The organism is Marininema halotolerans (assembly GCF_900116235.1).
In the GTDB taxonomy this organism is placed as follows: domain Bacteria; phylum Bacillota; class Bacilli; order Thermoactinomycetales; family DSM-45169; genus Marininema; species Marininema halotolerans.
The window spans coordinates 20,012-40,575 of sequence record NZ_FPAA01000017.1 but is presented as its reverse complement, the minus strand read 5'-3'; the positions used below and the strand labels follow the sequence as shown (position 1 = coordinate 40,575).

Sequence of the window (20,564 nt, the reverse complement as noted above, 5' to 3'; positions counted from 1 at the left end):
GCCTAGAATACCGTCCCCGTTGAACCAGTGTGGCTGATCAAACTATACGCCCATACGTATTCCCAATGTGAAAAATAAGTGTAAGACATCACGTAATTTGAATATTCTTACCTTGATATTTTCCGATATCCTCATGATTCTCAATGTCCATCACCCAACTTGTATATTACGATTTTGAGTGAGCAATCACTTGTAAATATATGGTACAATGATAGCGATTGCTTGCTTAGGAAAGGGGTTTTTCCATTGGTACATTCTGAACAAACGACGGATGTATTAATTGTTGGCGCTGGACCAACCGGGTTAATGGCTGCCAATGAGCTGTTGCACGGGGGGGTGGACTTTACCATCATCGAGAAAAGAGAGGCTCCCTCCATTTACTCCAAAGCACTCGGTATCCAACCCCGTTCCCTTGAGGCTTTGGATCGTTTGGGATTGGCTGAAACCTTTATTAAACAATCTTTTCTACTTCCAGGAGCGAAATTCCATTTAGAGAAGGCTGGGACCGTCACCGTAGAACTTTCCCAATTGGATAGCCGTTTCCCTTATTTATGTACCCTCCCACAATCGGAAACGGAACGCATTCTTGAAGAACATTTAAACCATCATGAGGTGACTGTCCAACGCCAATGGGAACTCAACCAACTTTCTCAAACAGAAGATGGGGTCACAGCTACTGTGAATCATGCAGAAGGAACCACACAAATCAAAGCACGGTATGTATTAGCATGCGACGGCTCCCATAGTCCCGTCCGCAAAGCACTGGGAATCTCCTTTCTAGGGAAGAAGGACAACATTTCCTTCGCACTAGGGGATGTATCCATTGAAGGACTCGAACACGGCTACTTAAACGCGTTTTTAACCGAACGGGGAATCGCCGCATTCTTCCCCTTTAAAGAAGGGCATTTCCGCGTCATTACCATTGACTTTTCCAAAATGGATCAATCCCATCATAAAGAACTACCCCTGGAAGAATTACAAAACCAAATCGATCATCTATTACCTGGACGTTTTCGCCTATCAAAACCCCGTTGGCTCGCTCGGTTTGGAACTGACCATCGCCAAATCCCATCCTACCGCACGGGCTCGACTTTCTTTTTGGGAGACGCCGCCCATATCCATAATCCCATCGGTGGTCAAGGGATGAATCTTGGACTACAAGATGCTTCCAATCTCGCCTGGAAACTGGCACTGGTTCTTTCCCACCAAGCGCCCCCCTCTCTCCTCGATACTTACCATACCGAACGCTACCCCGTTGCCCAGCAAATTATTAAAACAACCACACAAGCCCTGAAAACGATGACCATCAAACCCCCTTGGACGCTATTTCGCAATTGGCTTGGCATTGGTGCTTTATCCACCCCCATCGTGCAGAAAAAATTCATCAACAATTTGTCCAACCTATCGATCTCCTATCGATCGGCTCCTCACATTGCGACTCAAACGGATCATTCGCTTGCATTTACGGCTTTACAAGCAGGTGACCGCATTCCCCATATTCATTTTCTCGATAGAGACTATCAAGAAATACGCTTACACTCTCTCCTGCAACAACATCGCTTTCTTGCTCTTCTATATACCGAGGTAGCTGATCAATCGACCCTCTCCGATGCAAATGCTTGGGCACAAGCCATACGCGAGCAATTCGGCGATCTTATCACTCCTTTCTTAGTTGCCCGCGCAGGAAACCCTACCAACTATGACAATCAGCTCCCCACCCTTTTTGACTTAAAAAATGAAGCTGCTAACAAAATCGGCATGAGGGAGAGACATCTGATTGTCATCCGACCTGATGGGCATCTCGTATTTCATCAGTCGACCTTTGATATCCCTTCGAGCACCCATAAATTATCTACCTTTATTCAACTTAAAAAAATCTAACTCACCTCGCACAAAGAACCGTATCCTTTTCTCAAAAAGGATACGGTTCTTTCGATCCCACCGTCTTTTCATATAAACTAGAATCAAAGAAAGGTTTGATCAGTTATCCATACCCACGATCCCCTTTCAAAATACAATCGAACCACCAATCAAGTTCCGCCTAACGGGAAAGGAACACATTTATGAGCCATCTCATTGAAGTATCTTATGTCAAACTCCCTTTAATACCGATCCAGGATCTCATTCCCTACCTATCTTTATTAACAGATGAAGAGAAGGGGGTTTTCCATCGTTACAAAGTAGATCACAAGAAAGTAGAATTTCTACTTGGTCGGCTATTGCTCAAGTCCGCGCTAAGCTCACGACTCGGCATTCACCCTGAAGAAATCACGTTTTGTAAAAACGAATATGGCAAACTGTTTCTCACAAAAAATAGCCAACCTTCCGTCCATTTTAATCTCTCCCATACCCATGGCCTTTTAGCCTGTGCCGTGACAACCGAATGTGAAGTAGGCATTGATGTCGAGGGTACCCATGAAGATCATCTTGGCGTGATGAAAACCGTATTTGTTGAGAATGAGATCTCCTATATTCAACAGCAAAGGAGCGATGAAGAGAAACAAAAGGCTTTTTATCGCATCTGGACGCGAAAAGAGGCAGTGATGAAAGCCATAGGTAAAGGCTTTTCCCTCCCTCCTCTCTCCTTCTCTGTCCCTACTGAGACCGATGCGGATAGCCGCTTTTTCTTTTATACAGAATCACTCGCAGAAGGGTTTTTATTATCTGGAGCCATCAGCAACGTCGTCAATGACCCTACTTGGGAGATTGAAGAACTTACCTGGTCAACACTGCTCGAGCAATATCTCCCTTATGTATAATCATCCTATCATTCATTGAATCCGAAACCTCATCTCTTATTCTAGTAACACATTCCAATCCGATTCATATAATATGACATCCTATGAATGAATGGTACAAAGAGCCCGATGTTGTACCTGATGGTTGTGTAGGTTGAAGGAGAGGTTTTTTTGAAAAAGGAACCCATGAAAAAGAAAATAAAAATTAGCAGTGCGAACATAAAAGAGATTGCTCAATCTCTCGTTTGTGGGGTTGCTGTTGGCGTCGTTTATCTAAGTTCAACGGGTAGTACTGTCAATACCAACGGATTAGTGAGAGGGGTCTCAAGAGAAGCAATCCAAGTCTATCATTTAGACCCACAGGGAGTCTTCGCTGTAACGACGATCCCCATCAATAAGATTACCGCTTTACGAGTTTTAAATGTCACCTGCGATACCTAATCCTAATCGCGTTACGTATCAGGGAGATGGGTACAAAGCAGAGGCATTCCTGTCACCTTCTAAAAAATCACAGAGAGACAGATTTCCTCTAGGGAATCCGTCTCTTTTTGCGTTCATAGACAATTCCTTTACCATTCACGCCTTTGATTTACCGTAGAAAATGTAGTAATTAAAATCGGTCATTGGCGCATCCGTCAATCCGACATTCCGTCCCATCGTTACAATTTGTCCACGGTGGTATGTACCATGATTCATAATTTGAAGAACAAATTCACACAAGGGCTTTGTCTCATTAAACCAGGGTGTCTCCACATGACAATTTCGTCTGATTTCACTTTCCGTCAACCCATCTACATAACTGGCTAATTCCTTTGATTGTTGCATCAGGTTCGTATATAACGCTTCCATCGTGCCCGTATATTCTTCTTGGGTTAATTGGATCGGTTCTTGTTTTAACACCGACAGCCAAAAGGTTTCAACCTGAAGGATGTGATGCAATGTAAGCTTGATGGTCGGGAAACTCGATGGAACTTCCCGTTCCATTTTCTCTGCAGGCTTTGAACGCAGCCACGCAATCAACTGTGTATTGGCCCACAGATTATACGCTGCAAAATTTTTCGTCATCGATGCGAGTCCCATATCGCTGGTGTTCTTTTCATTCACCTTCATCTCTTCCTTCATCAATCCATCCCCTTTTTTGTATAAATTGACTCCGTTAGATAATTCACATAACTACTCCTGTTATCCTTCTATGTTATTCGCTTTTCTGGCTGACAAAGACCATTTCACCCCACAAATGAACCAAAATGCAGGCCGACACCCATCGCTGCATCGATCTCAACCGATGGCAATATTCCTCTTCAATCCTTTATCCTTCGCTGTCATCCTTACAGATCAATATCACCCTGCATATCCATGATGCCTGACACCCTTGTTACGCTACAACGTACCATAACGTATACCAGCAACGATCCTAATACTCATCTCTATGAGAATAACAACTAAAGTACCCCTCTCAATAGAAAAGGATGATGAAAAAATGGTTTGTCCTTCGTTTCTTACCCAAAGTACCTTTGCCGTTGGAAGTAGACCACAAGACCTTATCACCGGGGATTTTAATCAGGATGGCAATCTGGACCTGGCCGTTACCAATGGAAGTAATAGTACCGTATCCGTATTATTAGGCGATGGGATGGGTTCCTTTGGTACTCAGGCAACCTTTGCTGTTGGAGATTTCCCAGTTGGAATCTCCACTGGGGATTTTAATCACGATGGGAACCTGGATCTAGCGGTTGTCAATGGGCTTGATAATAACGTATCGGTACTATTGGGGGATGGAACCGGCTCTTTCGGCACTCAAACCACTTTTGACGTTGGTGGTGCCCCGAACCTGATCACGATCGGGGACTTTAATCACGATGGCAACTTGGATCTAGCCGTCGTTAATTTTAATGATAATAACGTATCGGTACTATTGGGAGATGGGACGGGTTCCTTCGGTACTCAAACCACTTTTGATGTGGGTGGATCCCCATTCGCTATTACTACTGGGGACTTTAATCAGGATGGGAACCTGGATCTAGCGGTTACCAATTTAAGTGATGATACGGTATCCATTCTATTAGGGGATGGGATGGGTTCCTTCGACACTCAGACCACCTTTCCCATCGGAGATACCGCCCAAGGAATTACGACAGGGGACTTTAATCACGACGGAAATCTCGATTTGGCAGTTGCTAGTAGTGACGATAATACTGTATCCGTGGTATTGGGCGATGGGACTGGAGGTTTTGGCACCCAAACTACCTTTGCCGCCGGCGATACCCCATATGGAATTACCACAGGGGACTTTAATTGCGATGGGAATCTGGATCTAGCCGTGACGAACAGTGGCGGCAATTCCGTATCCGCGTTATTAGGTGATGGAACCGGACTCTTTAGCACCCAGACCACCTTCGCTGTTGGAATGAGCCCTCAAGGAATTACCCTAGGGGACTTTAATCAGGATGGAAGCCTTGATGTGGCAGTTGCCAATAGTGATGATCTAATCATCTCTGTCTTACTTAACAGTTGCGTCAACCCGCTCACTTGCCCCAACCTTACCCTGGAAAATGATCCAGGCACCTGTAAAGGGACCGTCCCCCTTCCAACCACCGCGCAATGCACCAATGTAACCACCCTATGTACCCCTGATACAGTTCCTGTCGGCTCTCCAACTTTCGTTATGTGTTCCGCAACAAGTGATATCGACCCCACCAATATTGAAACGTGCACCTTTACCGTCACAGTCATCGATACCGAGCCCCCCGTTCTCTCGGGTCTCAATGATATTGAAGTCACCGCCGATAACCAGATTGGTACCATCGTGACTTACCCCGATCCCAACGCAACAGACAATTGCCCGGGCCCCATTACCATCACATGCACGCCCTCTTCCGGGACCTTCTTCCCTATTGGCTCCACGATCGTGACCTGTAACGCGATAGACACCAACCAAAATACCAGTACCGGTACCTTCACGGTTACCGTCATTCCCTTCCAAGAAGAGTAGAATAGCAAATTCAAGTTATGGAATGCACAACAAAAAACGAGCCCACTCGGACTCGTTTTTTCCAACCTATATGGTCGGGGTGACAGGATTCGAACCTGCGACCCCCTGCTCCCAAAGCAGGTGCTCTACCAAGCTGAGCCACACCCCGTAAAATTTGTGCGGTGTAGATATCAACCAAAATACATGTCGTTCGTTCAAGCACCCTAGCCGTTTCGATCACCGCAAGACCTATTATATACTGAGATCCATGAAAAACACAAGCCCTAAATAGCAGAAAATCAAATTTTTTTTGTTTGAATTTATTCTTTACACAAAAAAGGTAAACAGGAATAAATTGTTTCTCTTTATGACAGATCTACCTGTTACGGTTCCCACTCCTTGTGGTTTTGCTTCCTCTGTCTACAATTCCACCATTGGCACAGTCAGTGAAGGCATTCCCTAACAGGTTGTTCCGTTCAGAATTGGCATCCACATAAATTCCCGCTCCACCTGCACCTCGTACAACATTACCCACAATTGAATTTCCAAATGAACCGGTTAGAAGGATTCCATCTTTCTCCGGATACCGTATGCTATTCCCACCAATGGAGAAATAAGCGGAATCTCGTAGATGAATTCCCGTCTCCACTTTTGAGAAGGTATTCCCTTGGATGGAAACATGTCGATAGCGGTAAGCTTCGATTGCGGAGCCCGCCAAATATTCAAAATGGTTATTGATAATCCGGACATGTGCATGATAGACATCCTCCGCCTTTGAATGACTCCCGATTCCCCGATACCAATCACTGGTAAATGCACATCCTTCAATTAAGATGTTCCGACAATACGTATTGTCATAGGGACCAAACCAAGGAAAGGCATCCGTTGATATCATGATATCGAGCTGTATCGCTTCACTCCATTTTCGGGTGAGGGTAAAGCCGCTAAATAGACACCGGCTCACTTCTCCCCGATTCACCCCATTCAACTCAACCCCATGCCAATTGTACACATTCAGCACTTTTGTATCACGCACACGTACGTTAGTCGCATGTCCGATAGCGATCACGGTACATGAAATTGTATTGAGCTTCATATTGGCATCCCATGTCCCGCCAATGATTTCAATATCTTGACTTCCCAGATATCCACCTTGCCCATTGGTTCCATTTATAATCATGACACTGGCATCAGATTGACGACGAATCAGCGCATTTTTATCCAATTCCAGGGTAGTATGATCATAAATTTTAAGAAGGTTGCCCACATTATAGATACCACCTGGAACAAAAACAGTCCCTCCACCAGCCTCTCGCGCCGCCGTTAGCGCTTTTTGAATAGCAGGGGCATCATCTGCGGTGCCATTTCCCTTTGCACCAAAGGTTTTCACATTAAATTGAGTCATGACGGATTCCTCCTGTATTTTAAAAATTGTATGGAGTAGAACCATGCCGTCATTCAATTTTCAATTGATCATACCCATCTCCCACTCTAATACATAATATTACGATTATTGATCATAGGACAGGACTTTTTACCTGAAGGAGCCTAAAGCATGAATATTTGGATCCTCCGTCTCTTACTCTTAACGATACCGGGCCTTACTTTCCTTCCCACATTCCCTACTTCTACCGCGGTTGTAGCCACCAAAACACGAGCGACTTACTACACACCAACTAAGATCGCACATGCTCGACACAACATTAAGCGTTATAAATGGGCACAAAGAATCCGGGATAATGCGGTTCATGAGGCCAATCATTATCTGGGTTGGGGGTTCGAAAAGCTTTGGACAACCATCACTCCCCAAACGCTTCCCCGTAGCTATGCAGTCAATATGGAAAAAGGATCTCCCATCACAGGCAAAAAATTAAATGATCGCTATGGATACCGCGGATGGATCGCTGAGTCTGATCAAGATCCCTGGAAACTAAAGGATCCATCCAGTGGTTATCGTTTTCCTACCAACGATTTTGCCTCCTACTATATAAGCGGATTGGACGAGCATGGCATCTTCGACCGCAAGCGAGCAAACCCACATTTTTTAAAAAATGAACTTTACCCTGAAAAGGGCGAGAAGTGGGGAGTGGATGATGGGAGAGGATGGGTAGACGAACATGGTGACCGTTGGACCTTTATCGCCTACTATAATCATTGGCATATCTGGCATGGTGGCATGATTGATACTGCACTACGAGCATTTCGAGATGCTTACCTTTATACCGGGGATGACCAATATGCTGATGCGGGTATCATTCTTCTTGATCGAATCGCAGATGTCTATCCAGCAATGAATCTAGCTGACTACGATTCCTCCCTCTATTTAAATGCCAGTGGCGGCACGGGACAAGGCAAGATTAGAGGGAGCATTTGGGAAGCCACTGCTGTCACCGAATATGTCGCTGCCTATGATGCTTTTTTCCCCCATATGAATTCCCCTCGGGTCAAACATTTCTTATCGAAGAAAGCCAAACAATATCATCTCAAAAACCCCAAAAATTCCGGGGCACAAATTTGTAAAAATATCGAGGATGGTCTGGTTCGACAAATCTTTCTTGGGATTCAAAAAGCACAAATCCGCGGCAATTTTGGTATGCATCAACGCGCATTAGCCATGGCCGCTGTCGTTCTTGATGATCCGATAACATCAAAGACTTGGATTGACTGGATTTTTAAAGCCGGTTCATTTTCACCATGGCCATGGCCACATATAACCGGTGGGGATGTTTATCCAACCTTAATGAATCGTGTTGATCACGATGGATTCGGTGATGAGCCCTCGACCCAATACAATTCCTATTGGCTGACCCAGATCACCAGCATCGCCGAGATTCTCGAGGGGTATGACCGGTACCCTGAAGCTGACCTTTATCAGCACCTTAAATTTAAAAAAATGCATGATACTCGTTGGCCATTTATTCTTCAACATCATACACCGGCGATTGGCGATTCCTTTAAGACCGGAAACCCGGTATTACTTGGCTCAGCGGAAGAATATGTGAAAGCCTTTGCTAAATATCATCAGCCCCTCTATGCACAAGCCGCTCATTATTTGAACGGAAACTCTCTCGACGGATTACATGGCGATATTTTTTCTGGAAAACCCGATGAAACCATGCGCCAAATTCGCCATACCATCATGACTCAGGGGCCCTTTCACCCGAAAAGCGTCCAATTATCGGGATTTGGCTTTACCGCTCTACGTTCAGGAAAGGAGAGTGGTTCAACGACGGGAACTCAACTTCCCTTCAGTCACCTGCCGATTACAAAAAAAAGCGCAGAGATTATCCATCACCAAGGAGCATTGTATTTACGAAATGATTCTCTGGCTAAACATATTCCAGAAGCCTTCCATATACCCGAGAATTATTTCGACGATAGCGAAGGGGTTCAGATGCCTGCCGAGCACCCCGGTGCCCAAATCACCTTTTCTTTCTCAGTACCAAAAACCGGCAATCAATACCTAACGCTTTCCCTACTCCATGCCACCAATCAAGGCGTTTTCGACATCCGCTTAGATGGGAAGTCGATCAGGCAGATGGATTTTTATCGGAGTGATTCCCAAGTGATTACCCTCCCACTGGGATCCTTCGCTCTCACAAAAGGGCACCATTCCCTTACCTTTCACAACATCGGCAAAAACCCTTCTGCTTCAGGCTTTGGTCTAGGTCTCGACTGTTTAACCATTCAAGATCAGGCTTCGTCATACTCCTTTCCCCAACACAAGCATCAGGTTTGGATGTACTATGGCGAGAATGCCATTCATCGACATGGACATCGCGATACTTTAAATATCGGTATCCATGATAGTGGCCTTGATCTTTCCCCCGATCTTGGGTACCCGCTCAACCTAAAAAACCGTACCGAATGGGTAGCAAACACCATAAGTCACAATACCGTTATGGTTAATCAACAACCCCAAACCCAGCAAACTCATGGGATTACCCATCACTTCGATGGAAAACCACCCATTCAGTTAATTGATGTGGATGTTCCCAAAGCCTATCCGCAAACCAAGCGATATCGTCGAACACTGGCCATGGTCGACATCGATCCTACCCATTCGTATCTGATCGATTGGTTTAGGGTTAAAGGAGGGCATCGTCATCATTATAGTTTCCATGGAGCTGAAGGGCGCGTAACCACAGGGGGACTACACTTACAGCCCCAACATACTGGAAGCTATGCAGGCGCTGACATCCCCTATGGTCACAAAGAAAACAACCAGCCCTCCGGATGGAGCTATAAAGGAAGCGGGTTTCATTACCTTGATCGTGTCGCACGAGATCCAAAGCCGCGATCTCCTTATTTTATTGATTGGCAAATCAAGGATACTTGGCACATCCTCCCTAAAAAAGAAGATCATCACCTTCGACTCACCATGTTAACCCCAGTCCATGAAGTTGCCCTTGCGAATGGTTACCCTCCCCACTTACCCGGGAATCCAAACCATTTGCGTTATTTAATCGCTCAGCGTTGTGGAGATCCGTTAACCAGTCAATTTGTATCCGTCATCGAACCCTATACAAACCATCGACAAATCGAGCATATTCGGCCACTCACTATACGGAAGAATGGAAAACCCATTCAACATAGCTCAGTCACCTTTGCTCTTCAGATTCAACTGAGGAATGGACGCATCGATACCCTATTTAACTCACTCGATGCCCACTCCATCTATCAGGTGGGTCCCTTTACCTTCCGTGGATTTTTCGGCTATGTCTCGACCAAAAACGGACAACCGATTTACGCCTATATGAATGACGGCACGATTCTACAATGGCAGCATAAAAATTTACTCCACCTCCCCCATGCTGCCATTCAAGGTACTGTCCTTGATTTTACACACTCGTTAGCAGGAGCTAACGAACTCATTGTCAAAACAAGACACCCCATTCAGCATCCATCTTCTCTGATTGGACAATGGATCTATATTAATAACCACACAAAATCGAATACCACGTACCGCATCCATGGTGTCAACGTTCTTCATCCCAACCAATACTCCCTTAACATCGGAGACAACACCCTCATTCACAAGTACGAAGACCCTGCTGATTTTAGTAAAGGTTATCATTACGCGATCCAACCAGGGGCTACATGGAGGATTCCCCTTCAAAAAGAGGGGAGTTCGATCGCACCGATTTCTATAAGCGCACCCTTTTTTCCGTACTGGACAAACAACAAGAAGGCCACTGAATGAATGATTCAGCGGCCTTCTATTTAGATTTGGTGTACGGGTTGCTTCTCAATACCCATCTCCCTCAATTTCATCCATAAAGGCTCCAGTGCCTTTTCCGGGTCACGATAAAATTGACTGCCACAAATGCGCCAAAAGGTCCAGCCGGCTCGCTCTAAGGTTTTTTGCCGCATCCGATCATATCCAAAGGAATCGATGTCATCCCATTGATCACCATCACATTCCACAGCAAGGCGGGTATACTGACCCTCAATCACCAGATCAATAAAATATCGTTCATGCCCTACCTTTACATGAGGGGTTACACGGTACCCTTCTGCTACCACTCGTTGTAATACATCCCCTTCCAATTCGGATTGACCGTTCATTTCCATCGCGCTATTGATTTCATTTTCATGCATTGGATTCAGGCAATACGATAATAAACGATGTCGCAAATCCTGTGGATGCAGGTGATCCAAATCGATTGAGTGATAGAGGCGAAGTTGATTGCGAGCACGACTCACTGCGACATTTAACCGTTGCCGGGCATCGCTTTTTGTCAATGGCATAAACCGAACGTTGCTTCCAACCACCATCGAAAGAAAAATGATATCGCGTTCGTCTCCCTGAAAGGTGTATGCATCTCCACATAAAATCTTCCGTTGAACCATCTTCTCTTCCCCAATCCTATCTCGAAGCTTCTGCTCAATTAAAGGGGCTTGTTTCTGACCCAAAAGGGTTATGACACCCATACTTTGTCCTTGGAATACAGGATCATCTACCATTTGTGCAATATCATTCACAATCGCTGCCGCTTCCTCTTCGTTGACTTCCATATGCGGGTCCCGTATCCCCTTTACCCGTTTTGCCAATACAGGGGGATCTACCTGTTCTGAAAGAGTCGGTAGCCGAAGAGGAACCATCTCACGATTGTAACTAAGATCATTGGAAAAACCTACGATCTCCGGTACACTGCGAAAATGCTCTTTGAGCATCACATGATTGCCGAAGACACGGATTGCCATATCATATAAGGAGGTGAGAGAATCGAAGCTCGTCGATTGGGGAAGTCCTTGTAAGTTATGGTTAATCAGCGTCCGTACGATTTCTTGACTCACACCAACCGCCTGTGGACTAATTTGCTGATCATCCCCAACAACGATGGCTCGGTCTGCACGCATTAATGCCACGAGTGAAAAGATATCACATTGACTGCTCTCATCCACAATCACCACATCAAAACGCTCCTGAGTCAAACTGAGGTTTTCAATGACACGCTGGATGGGCATAATCCACACCGGAATCGCGGATTGACATTGCTCCATCTCTTCTCTAGCTTCTCGCCGATACTTGTCGGCATATTTGCCTGTTCCTTTCCCAATACGTTTGATCTTCTGTTTCCAACCATGAAGGGCCCGTCGCTCTTGTTCAGTGATACGGAGTAGTTGTTCTCGCCAGGATGAGTCCGTCACAGTCTCTTCAATTAATCGCCTTTCGGCTTCCTCTGCATCATGAATCTCCGCTTGTATTTTCTCAAGATCCTGTTCAAGATGGTGATCCAGGTGGGTTTGAACTCGCTTCCAATGCCAAGCTTCCTGCCACCTTTCCGGAAAGGGTCCAGGATTACCAAGGCGTTCCAATATGTATCGGGTCCAAAGAGGAGCCTTGTCTTCCATCGGTTTTAGCATGGTTAACAGTTCGTGATAACGATCCTGAATATCAATGAGTCGTTCCGCCTCATCATAGGCTTCATACCATTGATCAAAATCCTGGGCTCTCCATGCTTCTGCTAAAAGATCACATACAGGATGAGTTCCAACGGTTCGCGAGAGAGCCATCCAACTCTCTGCTTCCTGCTCAAAATCCGATATCCACTGCTGAAAACGAAACTCTCGTAGCGCTGCCCCTACCGCATTGGCCCATTCCTCCAGCACTCCAGGATTACTCCATGAAAAGGAACGCACTGAAAACTTTTCTTCTACCCATTCTCGTAACGGTACAAGAGAATCGGCGAAGGCCAGCACTTTTTCAATCGAGTAGCGATGGTCATCCAATTGCGGAAGAAGACGCACCTCATCCATTTGAAAAGTAGGACCTTCAATTTCTTTTGTTACCTCATTCCACTTTTGTACTAAACGCGCCCTTTTTTCACGATAATTGACCAGACGTTGTAAGAGTTTCGTATCCTCTGTTGTCCGTATTTTTCGCCCATCGACGAAAGTCTCCTCATAGAGTAAACGAACCTTTCTTCCCGATGTCACGAAAAACATCGTTCCTAAGCCTTTGCCTGATGTCAATCGCTCCCCCATCAAATGGATCCCTTCCCTTAACTCAACAGGGGGCTTATCTGGGAGGTCCAAACGGTGTTCTGTCAAGGGGCCATACAAATCCGCCAACTCTTTTGCCATCGCCTCAATGGTCACTATCAATTCAGACCAACCTCGACGTCGCTCACCCCCAGCCAGCGCATCTTCCAGGACGCGTCGTAACCACTGAGCTTCAAGAATTCCTTTTTGTTGGAGTGCTGGATTTAATAATTGTGAGAATCGCGCACATTCTTCTGCATCCCGAAGTACTGGGTAACGATTAAGTAACCCTTGGGATACTTCCGCCTTCCGTTTAAGTTCTTCCCCCTTCTTCATCCGATCCAAAAAGGTTGACGGGGATAACAACTTCTCCTTTGCTGGTAAACGGTAGCGTGCAACCTCAGGAGCATCCCGAGGAACTGTCGATGCTAATTGCCACAAACGGAAAAGATCCGCATCGGTAATGGGGGGATCTCCTGTTACCTTATCAGGAAACCAGCCATGCTCTTTCTCTTCCTTCTCTAATACACGAGCCGCCACCATGGGCTTCAACTTTTCACCCTTCCACGTTATTGGCTCATGATTCTTTATGGCAAAGCGTTGTAAAGCTTCTTCCCCCTTGGCAATCCGCTCCCTTACCCTTTGCAGCTTTTGCCGATGACGTTCAATTTGCTCCGCCAAACGATTCGTATCCATCCGGTCCATCTGTTGTGAGATCGATTCAATCGAAGCCTCTACTTCTCGCAATGAGTGAGAATCCCCACCTAATACCGAGACACACAAACGACGAATATCGGGGGGAAGCTTATCTGCAAGGACACGTAGGGCGGGTTCCTTTTGACTGGTTACCAACACTTTTTTCCCATGAGCCAGTAAGTGAGCGATCAGATTGGCGATGGTATGGCTTTTTCCTGTTCCAGGTGGACCCTGAACAACCACCCCGTGTTTTTGAGCCAGTTTTTTTACGACCCCGCGTTGTTCCTCATTGCTAGGCAAGGGAAAATATAGTTCTTCCCCGATTGGAGACCATTTCTTGGTCTCTTCTTCCGTAGGCTGAATCGTTTCCACTTGCAATAGCGCTTGGACGGGTGCAGGTACCTTCAACCCCTCCTTTAACGCTTGAATCATGCGATTCAATTCATCGATCCACAACTTCCCCGATTGTTTCCGTATCAACCAAACCGGCCCCTCAATAATGACAGGGTCAACATCCTCCTTGGCATATCCTCGCCGCTTAAGAAAAGATCCCTTCGGATGTAAAAGGGCCGCAATCTCCTGATACAAAGGATGTGTCTTGGTTTCATCCCTTGGATCAATCAAATTCTCCTTCTGATAGGATTGAAGCTTCATGAACAGTTCATCTTCACAAGGAATGTCTAGCCCTTGCAACACATCGACTTCCATCGCCGTACCCTTTTGTGTAGGTTTTAAAATGAAACTCCCTTTACTGGCATCAAAGAAAATTTCCATGCGAGTCATCAAAAGTGGATGCACAATTGGTTCCTTGGGATGAGACCAACTCAACACCCCATGGCCAATTACGATCTCGTAAGTTTCATCTCCCCGTTCAAGTTGGTTGTAAATGAAAAAAAGCTGATCATAGATCTCCTGAATTACTTTACGGCGCTTCGTCTCTGCCGCCCACGGTTGCCAGCGATTCATCCAATCGGAATAAGCTTTCACTCGCTCAATGTCCTCTTCAAAACGGATGAGATTGCGTTCTTCCGAACCATTTACTTTATCACCAATAAATTCCATATCCTTATGTACCGATGGCACTGTCCATTCCGTAGCAGGGCTTCCCTTTAACCATGTATGAAAAAGTGGATCCGGCTCAGGCATCGGTTCTGGCTCCATCCATTTCACTTCGATCCAAGCATCTGGATCACTTCCCGTGCCAAATAGCCAGCAACCGACTCCCTCCGGAAAATCATCCATGTAACGATACTCTTGGTAATTTTTTATATGGCGAATGGATCGATGCTCCATTTGTTTCATAGCAAGAAGATATTGAAAAAGTTGCTCCGCTCGGGTATCCATGTGCATCATCCTTTCTCCAAAACTAACTGACGAGACCGAAATTCATGGGAACCTCTTCGACAAGCATGGACAAAAATCCCCCACTTGTCCATCCTCTCTTTATCGCTTATCTACCCATCCACTATCATACTGAACCCTTCACCCACACGCACATATCCACGCAATACGAAAAGCAGTCATCCAATGGATGACTGCTTTTCTGTGGTACCAAAGGTGGGACTCGAACCCACACTCCCGAAGGAACACGATTTTGAGTCGTGCGCGTCTGCCAGTTCCGCCACTTTGGCTCGTTGAGTAAGTAAAAATACGGGTTTCGTTTCCCCTAGGTATACGTGATATTTCCAGGATTGTTAGTCGCTCTTGCCTAAGATCCTGCGCATCTGACAAAAAATAATATATCATGATTCGACACTAGGGGTCAATAGTTTTATTTTATTTTTTTCGTTAGCCGCATCCCACCTCTACAGTGTATGGCGATATCTTTCCCTTTCAATGTATGATGGATGCTGTTGGCTATCATCATCTAGGAGGTCTATCCATGGACAAGATAAGCGTTAAGCTAGTAGGAAGTGGGGGAGATTGGCGCGTAGAAGAAATGTATCTTAGGCCACAGGAGTTTCAAAAAATAGAGGGAGAAAAAGAGGACACCATCATCACAGAGTTTCATACCTTTGAGGAGGTCTACAACGATTATTACGAGGAAGCAATCCAACTGGGTAAGGTAGCGGGGGGATGGAGAGAGATCCCCACTCCTAAAACTATCAATGAACTGAATGGAATCGCTTATGACTACGATGATAATTATACATCCATCATCGTTGACGGCAAGGTGATCAGACGGACAAATGGGGATGACTTATTAAACTTCTTAGAAGATGTATAAAGCATCTTGAAAACTTGAGTTTTCAGTTAAGAGTTCTCCTTATTCGCAGAAGTGACTCCACTAATATTAACGCGAGAGTGGCGTTTTCTCATACATAATGATTTTTCTCGTTTACTTTTCCAATGATCCTACATTCTTCGGAATCTATTTTCACTTAAAAAAGCCGTCCTTTGTTAGCGACGGTTGTGTCTGCTCTATGTTGACCTATGACTACTACTACTTTAATTTATGCAACCAATCCATTGATTACTTTCTTACTTCTTGCATTTGGCGAACCGCTCTCAGTTGCATTTTTTTCGGAACAAAATTCAACATAGGAAATAGGATTTTCTGCAAAGTAGTCAGTCCGGATATCACATTCATTTTACCTTCTAACATTCCATTATATCCATCCTCAGCCACTTTTTTAGCGCTTGCCGATTTATCAAATAATGCAGTGTTATCTAGATTCGCAGTGCTTTTAAACCCAGTGTCTGTAGCACCTGGTAAGAGTGTTGTTACTGTAATCTGTGTTTCAGCTAACTCTTCAGCGATAGCATTGCTAAGTGACGTTACAAAAGCCTTTGTAGCAAAGTAGGTAGCTTGCAATGGACCCGGCATCAGACTTGCTGTAGAAGAAACATTGAGGATTTTCCCCTCATTACGCTTTACGAAATCGGGTAAGAACAATCGAGTCAACGCTGATAATGCGATAACATTCAAATGAATCATGGATAAATCTTGCTCCCAAGGACGCTCGTGAAATTTACCTTGTCCACCAAAGCCTGCGTTGTTGATCAGATAGTCTACTTGCACACCCGCCCGCTTCACTTCCTCATATACTTCTGAAGGTGCATGAGGCAAGCTTAGATCTTTCGCAATAACCATTACATCAATCTTATATTTTCTTTCTAATTCTTCTTTGAGTGAGATTAGCTCTTCTTGTCGCCTCGCGACAATCACCAGATTACCACCTTTTGCTGCATGAATATGTGCCAATTCATATCCAATACCACTTGACGCTCCTGTAATGAGGGCTGTTTTATTACTTTGCATGATTTCTCTACTCCTTTTTGATCATTGTTATCATCTAGTAAAATAAATAATGCATATCCAGTTTCAAACTGGTTATGTTCATTACATATTAAATTATTTTTATATATTTATAATTTCATATCAGTGCTGCAAGTTAGCGACGGACTATCGCTACGATTAATAATAAACGACGCTGTGTCGTTTGTCAATGAATTAAATTTTTTGATCAGTCCGTATTTTCGTTTAATATTTTAGTGCATGAACAATGCGTTTTTAATGGTCCTTACACATTGATGAGAAAATAGAGAGACCCAATGGGTCTCTCTATTTTCTCATCAGATATGAAATGTCATCATTTCTCTAAGATGCCTTGTAACAATTGAATGCTCGCTTTTAAATAAGAATCGCGGAAATTAGGCGGAACATAACCCAATGCACAATTTTCAATTGCTTTCATTTGAACTTTAGTCAAACGCGTCATGGGATATAACCCTTGCGCCAATGCAAACGAACTCAGCAAAAATTGTTGAAGTTCATCGTCAGGAGCAGATGGAAAAAGCCCTTGTAACAACTGATAACACTTTAGTTGAATCTCCAACAGATCTTCTTTGAATTTAGTAAGTGCTTCAACCGTTACATTTTTCTCTAGTACAGTAAACAAAATCGAAAGTAAGCTAAGATGTCGTTCATTCTGAACCAGAGCATCTGTCCATACCTCCATGGTCTCTTCGATTGTATAAGACCTTCTCACATGAAAAGATGATTCTATTTGTTCATACCATGATTGCATGTCACAGATTAAGATATGGAGTAAAATTTCTTCTTTACTAGAAAAATATATATAGAGATTGGATCTAGCAAAGCCAGTCTCCTTTGCAATAGCAGCAAACGTAATCTCTTCATAAGGCAATGTATCGTATAAATAAGCTGTAGCTTTTGCCACATCTTCTATTCTTTGTTGTTTCTGCTCGTTTGTTCGAGCTCGCGAAAACTCCATTTCTAACACTCCTCGACGACATGACTCTTTTATTGAATCTCTCCACCTACTCTAACGCGAAGAGATCGGGATTCTTGGAAATTCCCATCGACTGACAGGATATATCCCTAGCTTAGACCGTTTTCCCAACGGCAAGTAATTAGAGTCCTTCTTGCAAGATCCTCTTGGATGTTGGTTTGATATCTCGGTCATGGAGAGTGTGACACATAGGACGTGTCCACGCTCGCAGTTGAGGTTCTTTACTTCCCTGTTATAATAACCGCAAGAAGAACACAGCTCAAGAAGGGAACCGTTTCCCCACTTTCACCACGTTTCGTACATCAAGCTACCTTGTAGGTGGGAGTATACTCAACTTTATTAGATAAAAATAACACATATCCTTGATTTCAGGAAATGTGTCATTTTACTAATCTACTTCTAGATGAGAAAAAACTGGAGTTAGCTGGTTATGTGGACACTTCTCTCAACCTCAAAGAAAGAAGATTCACACCAATTTGATTCCTCTTTAAATAAGACAATCCTAATCGAATTAATAAAAATACAGTATTCCCATAAACAGTTATTATCGTGTAGAATTATAGGCGGTAAGTCCGTTAAGTAAGGAGTGTTATAATGGATTCTTCAAATATGAAAGACATTGGTGAAGTTATACGAAGGGTCAGAAAATCGAAAAGCCTTCGTCTTGAAGACTTAGCTGATGAGAATATCTCCCCAGCAACCATAAGTAATATTGAGAGGGGGATCTCCCATGTTAATTTATCAAAAATCCACTACCTACTTAATAAGCTGAAAATAAACTTAGACGAAGTTCCTGGCATCCTCATGAAGCAGGAAAAAGAAGCAAAAGAAATGCATTTCATCTTTCAAACAATAGATATCATGATTGATCTAGGAAGACCTGAAGATGCACTGACGATGCTGGATGAACTTCAGATTGAAGACAATCACCACAGTGCAGCACGGGTTCAACACCTGAAAGGAAAAGCTTTTCTTACGTTAAAAAAATGGAACCGTGCGGAAAGGTACTTGGCACAAGCGATTAGTTTAAGTAATCAAAATCAAAATAAAGATAATATTGAAGCTGGCGCCTTTCTCGATTTAAGTTTATGTTTATATCATCAAAATGAAATTGAGAAAGCATTGGAGATTGCTCGTAGTGGATTAGACGCTTATGTTGAAGGACCCGGTCAAGAGTTTTATAAACATACACTGATCAGAAATCAAGCCATCTTCCTTATGCGGCTTGGAAGAAATGTCGAAGCCCTCAAAGTTGTGCAAGATATATGGGATGGCATGGACGATATGAAGGACATGGATACCGTTATTACCTTTTACAAATTACGAGCGGAGATTCTTAGAAAAACCGGATTGGTGGATGAGTCCATCAAATTTGCCACCCAGGGTTTAGAATTGGCTAAAATAAACAGAGATTTTAAAAATATTTTCCTACTACTCATCGAGTTAGGTCATGCGTATACTACTAAACAACAGTGGAAACAAGCTGAACATTGTTTTAACACTGGATTAGCATTACAAAAGTATATAACCGATGGAAACTATTTAACATACGTGTACACAGGTCTTGGGATACTTTTTGTCCAACAAGGTAGAAATGAAGAAGCGAAGGGATTATTTCAACAGGCCATTTCTAAGGCAGAAGAATACAATAACGCCCCTAGGCTAACCTATGCGTTACGTTTGATGGGTGACTACTGTAAAAGTATAGAGTCAAAACAAAATGCGATCCCATATTACCAACGAGCCTTGGAGATTGCTCAAAAATTCAACTATAAGCGCGCCGAGCACCAGTTACATTTGAGACTTTCTCAGTGTCACCAGGAAAATAATCAGCAGGAATTCGAGAAATCTCTACTGAATATATATAAAACACAAATTGCAATACGAGGTGAGGAAAATGGGATTCTTGAAGATGAATAAAGTTGTTACTCTTCTATTGGCAATTGGGTTAACTATGGGATTCCTTTCCCATTCTAACACAGTGACTGAGCATTCAAATATTAACAAAACTAACATTGAAAAAACTTTTCCTAAGGGAACCTAATCAAAAATTCAGCCGTCGACCTGACGGCTTTTTCTTTTGGCTTGAAAGTATTCCTTGACCTTGACCATGTTATTCTCCATAGTACATCCATTAAAAATAAATTTATAATCGTTATTTACACTATAATAGTCATAAAACATAAATATGTAATATTTATTTATTTTAAATCATAAAAAAATAGGAATACCCACATAATCAATTCGATTCCCCTCCCCTCTTTCCTGTATATTCCCATAAAATAATGAATTTCTCTGTACTCAAAAAAAAATACTGCCCTCATTCCAAACCATTAATACTTTTTGGTTTATAGTTAAAATTAAAAAAATAGTGCATCTAATTAAAAAGAAACTTTTCCATTATAAAAGAGGCTT

At 43.7% G+C, this 20,564-nt stretch carries 12 protein-coding genes and 2 tRNA genes; 7 read left to right on the top strand and 7 right to left on the bottom strand.

Features of this window, described 5'->3' with window-relative positions:
• The first annotated feature begins 246 nt into the window (after positions 1-246).
• The 3 genes from CHX35_RS16240 to CHX35_RS16230 all read left to right on the top strand — a co-directional run bounded on the left by CHX35_RS16240 (position 247) and on the right by CHX35_RS16230 (position 3,179).
• A complete protein-coding gene (locus tag CHX35_RS16240; RefSeq protein ID WP_091839526.1) occupies positions 247-1,881 on the top strand; it encodes an FAD-dependent monooxygenase in 1,635 nt (544 codons plus the stop codon).
• Positions 1,882-2,063: 182 nt separating this feature from the next.
• On the top strand, positions 2,064-2,759 hold the full coding sequence (locus CHX35_RS16235; protein ID WP_091839523.1) for a 4'-phosphopantetheinyl transferase family protein: 696 nt from the start codon (positions 2,064-2,066) through the stop codon (positions 2,757-2,759).
• A gap of 150 nt (positions 2,760-2,909) precedes the next feature.
• Positions 2,910-3,179: a hypothetical protein gene (locus CHX35_RS16230; protein ID WP_091839520.1), complete on the top strand. Its 270-nt coding sequence runs from the start codon at positions 2,910-2,912 to the stop codon at positions 3,177-3,179.
• A gap of 135 nt (positions 3,180-3,314) precedes the next feature.
• Here the strand turns inward: CHX35_RS16230 and CHX35_RS16225 are convergent, their stop codons facing one another.
• Positions 3,315-3,860, bottom strand: a complete 546-nt coding sequence (locus tag CHX35_RS16225; protein ID WP_217895894.1) for a DinB family protein — start codon at positions 3,858-3,860, stop codon at positions 3,315-3,317.
• A 358-nt stretch (positions 3,861-4,218) separates the two neighbouring features.
• Between CHX35_RS16225 and CHX35_RS16220 the strand changes: the two genes are divergently transcribed.
• On the top strand, positions 4,219-5,730 hold the full coding sequence (locus tag CHX35_RS16220; protein WP_176392149.1) for an FG-GAP-like repeat-containing protein: 1,512 nt from the start codon (positions 4,219-4,221) through the stop codon (positions 5,728-5,730).
• 71 nt (positions 5,731-5,801) lie between these two features.
• Here CHX35_RS16220 and CHX35_RS16215 read toward each other — a convergent pair.
• Both CHX35_RS16215 and CHX35_RS16210 read right to left on the bottom strand, forming a co-directional pair.
• Positions 5,802-5,878: transfer RNA gene (locus tag CHX35_RS16215), tRNA-Pro, on the bottom strand.
• Positions 5,879-6,085: 207 nt separating this feature from the next.
• The gene (locus tag CHX35_RS16210) at positions 6,086-7,114 is read right to left on the bottom strand and encodes a right-handed parallel beta-helix repeat-containing protein (protein WP_176392148.1); all 1,029 of its coding nucleotides are present in this window, start codon (positions 7,112-7,114) and stop codon (positions 6,086-6,088) included.
• 150 nt (positions 7,115-7,264) lie between these two features.
• Between CHX35_RS16210 and CHX35_RS16205 the strand changes: the two genes are divergently transcribed.
• The gene (locus CHX35_RS16205) at positions 7,265-10,912 is read left to right on the top strand and encodes a heparinase II/III domain-containing protein (protein ID WP_091839512.1); all 3,648 of its coding nucleotides are present in this window, start codon (positions 7,265-7,267) and stop codon (positions 10,910-10,912) included.
• 20 nt (positions 10,913-10,932) lie between these two features.
• Here CHX35_RS16205 and CHX35_RS16200 read toward each other — a convergent pair whose 3' ends face one another.
• Positions 10,933-15,243 (bottom strand): AAA domain-containing protein, encoded by a 4,311-nt coding sequence (locus CHX35_RS16200; RefSeq protein ID WP_176392147.1) that lies wholly within the window; start codon positions 15,241-15,243, stop codon positions 10,933-10,935.
• 196 nt (positions 15,244-15,439) lie between these two features.
• Positions 15,440-15,524 (bottom strand) — tRNA-Leu (locus CHX35_RS16195).
• Positions 15,525-15,775: 251 nt separating this feature from the next.
• On the opposite strand from CHX35_RS16195, the gene CHX35_RS16190 reads away from it, so the two are divergent.
• Positions 15,776-16,120, top strand: a complete 345-nt coding sequence (locus tag CHX35_RS16190) for a hypothetical protein (protein ID WP_091839506.1) — start codon at positions 15,776-15,778, stop codon at positions 16,118-16,120.
• 246 nt (positions 16,121-16,366) lie between these two features.
• Here CHX35_RS16190 and CHX35_RS16185 read toward each other — a convergent pair whose 3' ends face one another.
• Positions 16,367-17,155 carry an SDR family NAD(P)-dependent oxidoreductase gene (locus CHX35_RS16185; RefSeq protein ID WP_091839504.1) on the bottom strand — a complete coding sequence of 263 codons (789 nt, stop codon included), beginning with the start codon at positions 17,153-17,155 and terminating at the stop codon, positions 16,367-16,369.
• Positions 17,156-17,486: 331 nt separating this feature from the next.
• Entirely contained in the window at positions 17,487-18,131 is a 645-nt protein-coding gene (locus CHX35_RS16180) for a TetR/AcrR family transcriptional regulator (RefSeq protein ID WP_091839502.1), read from the bottom strand.
• Between the two features lie 612 nt (positions 18,132-18,743).
• Between CHX35_RS16180 and CHX35_RS16175 the strand changes: the two genes are divergently transcribed.
• Positions 18,744-20,069: a tetratricopeptide repeat protein gene (locus CHX35_RS16175; protein ID WP_091839500.1), complete on the top strand. Its 1,326-nt coding sequence runs from the start codon at positions 18,744-18,746 to the stop codon at positions 20,067-20,069.
• Positions 20,070-20,564 lie beyond the last annotated feature (495 nt).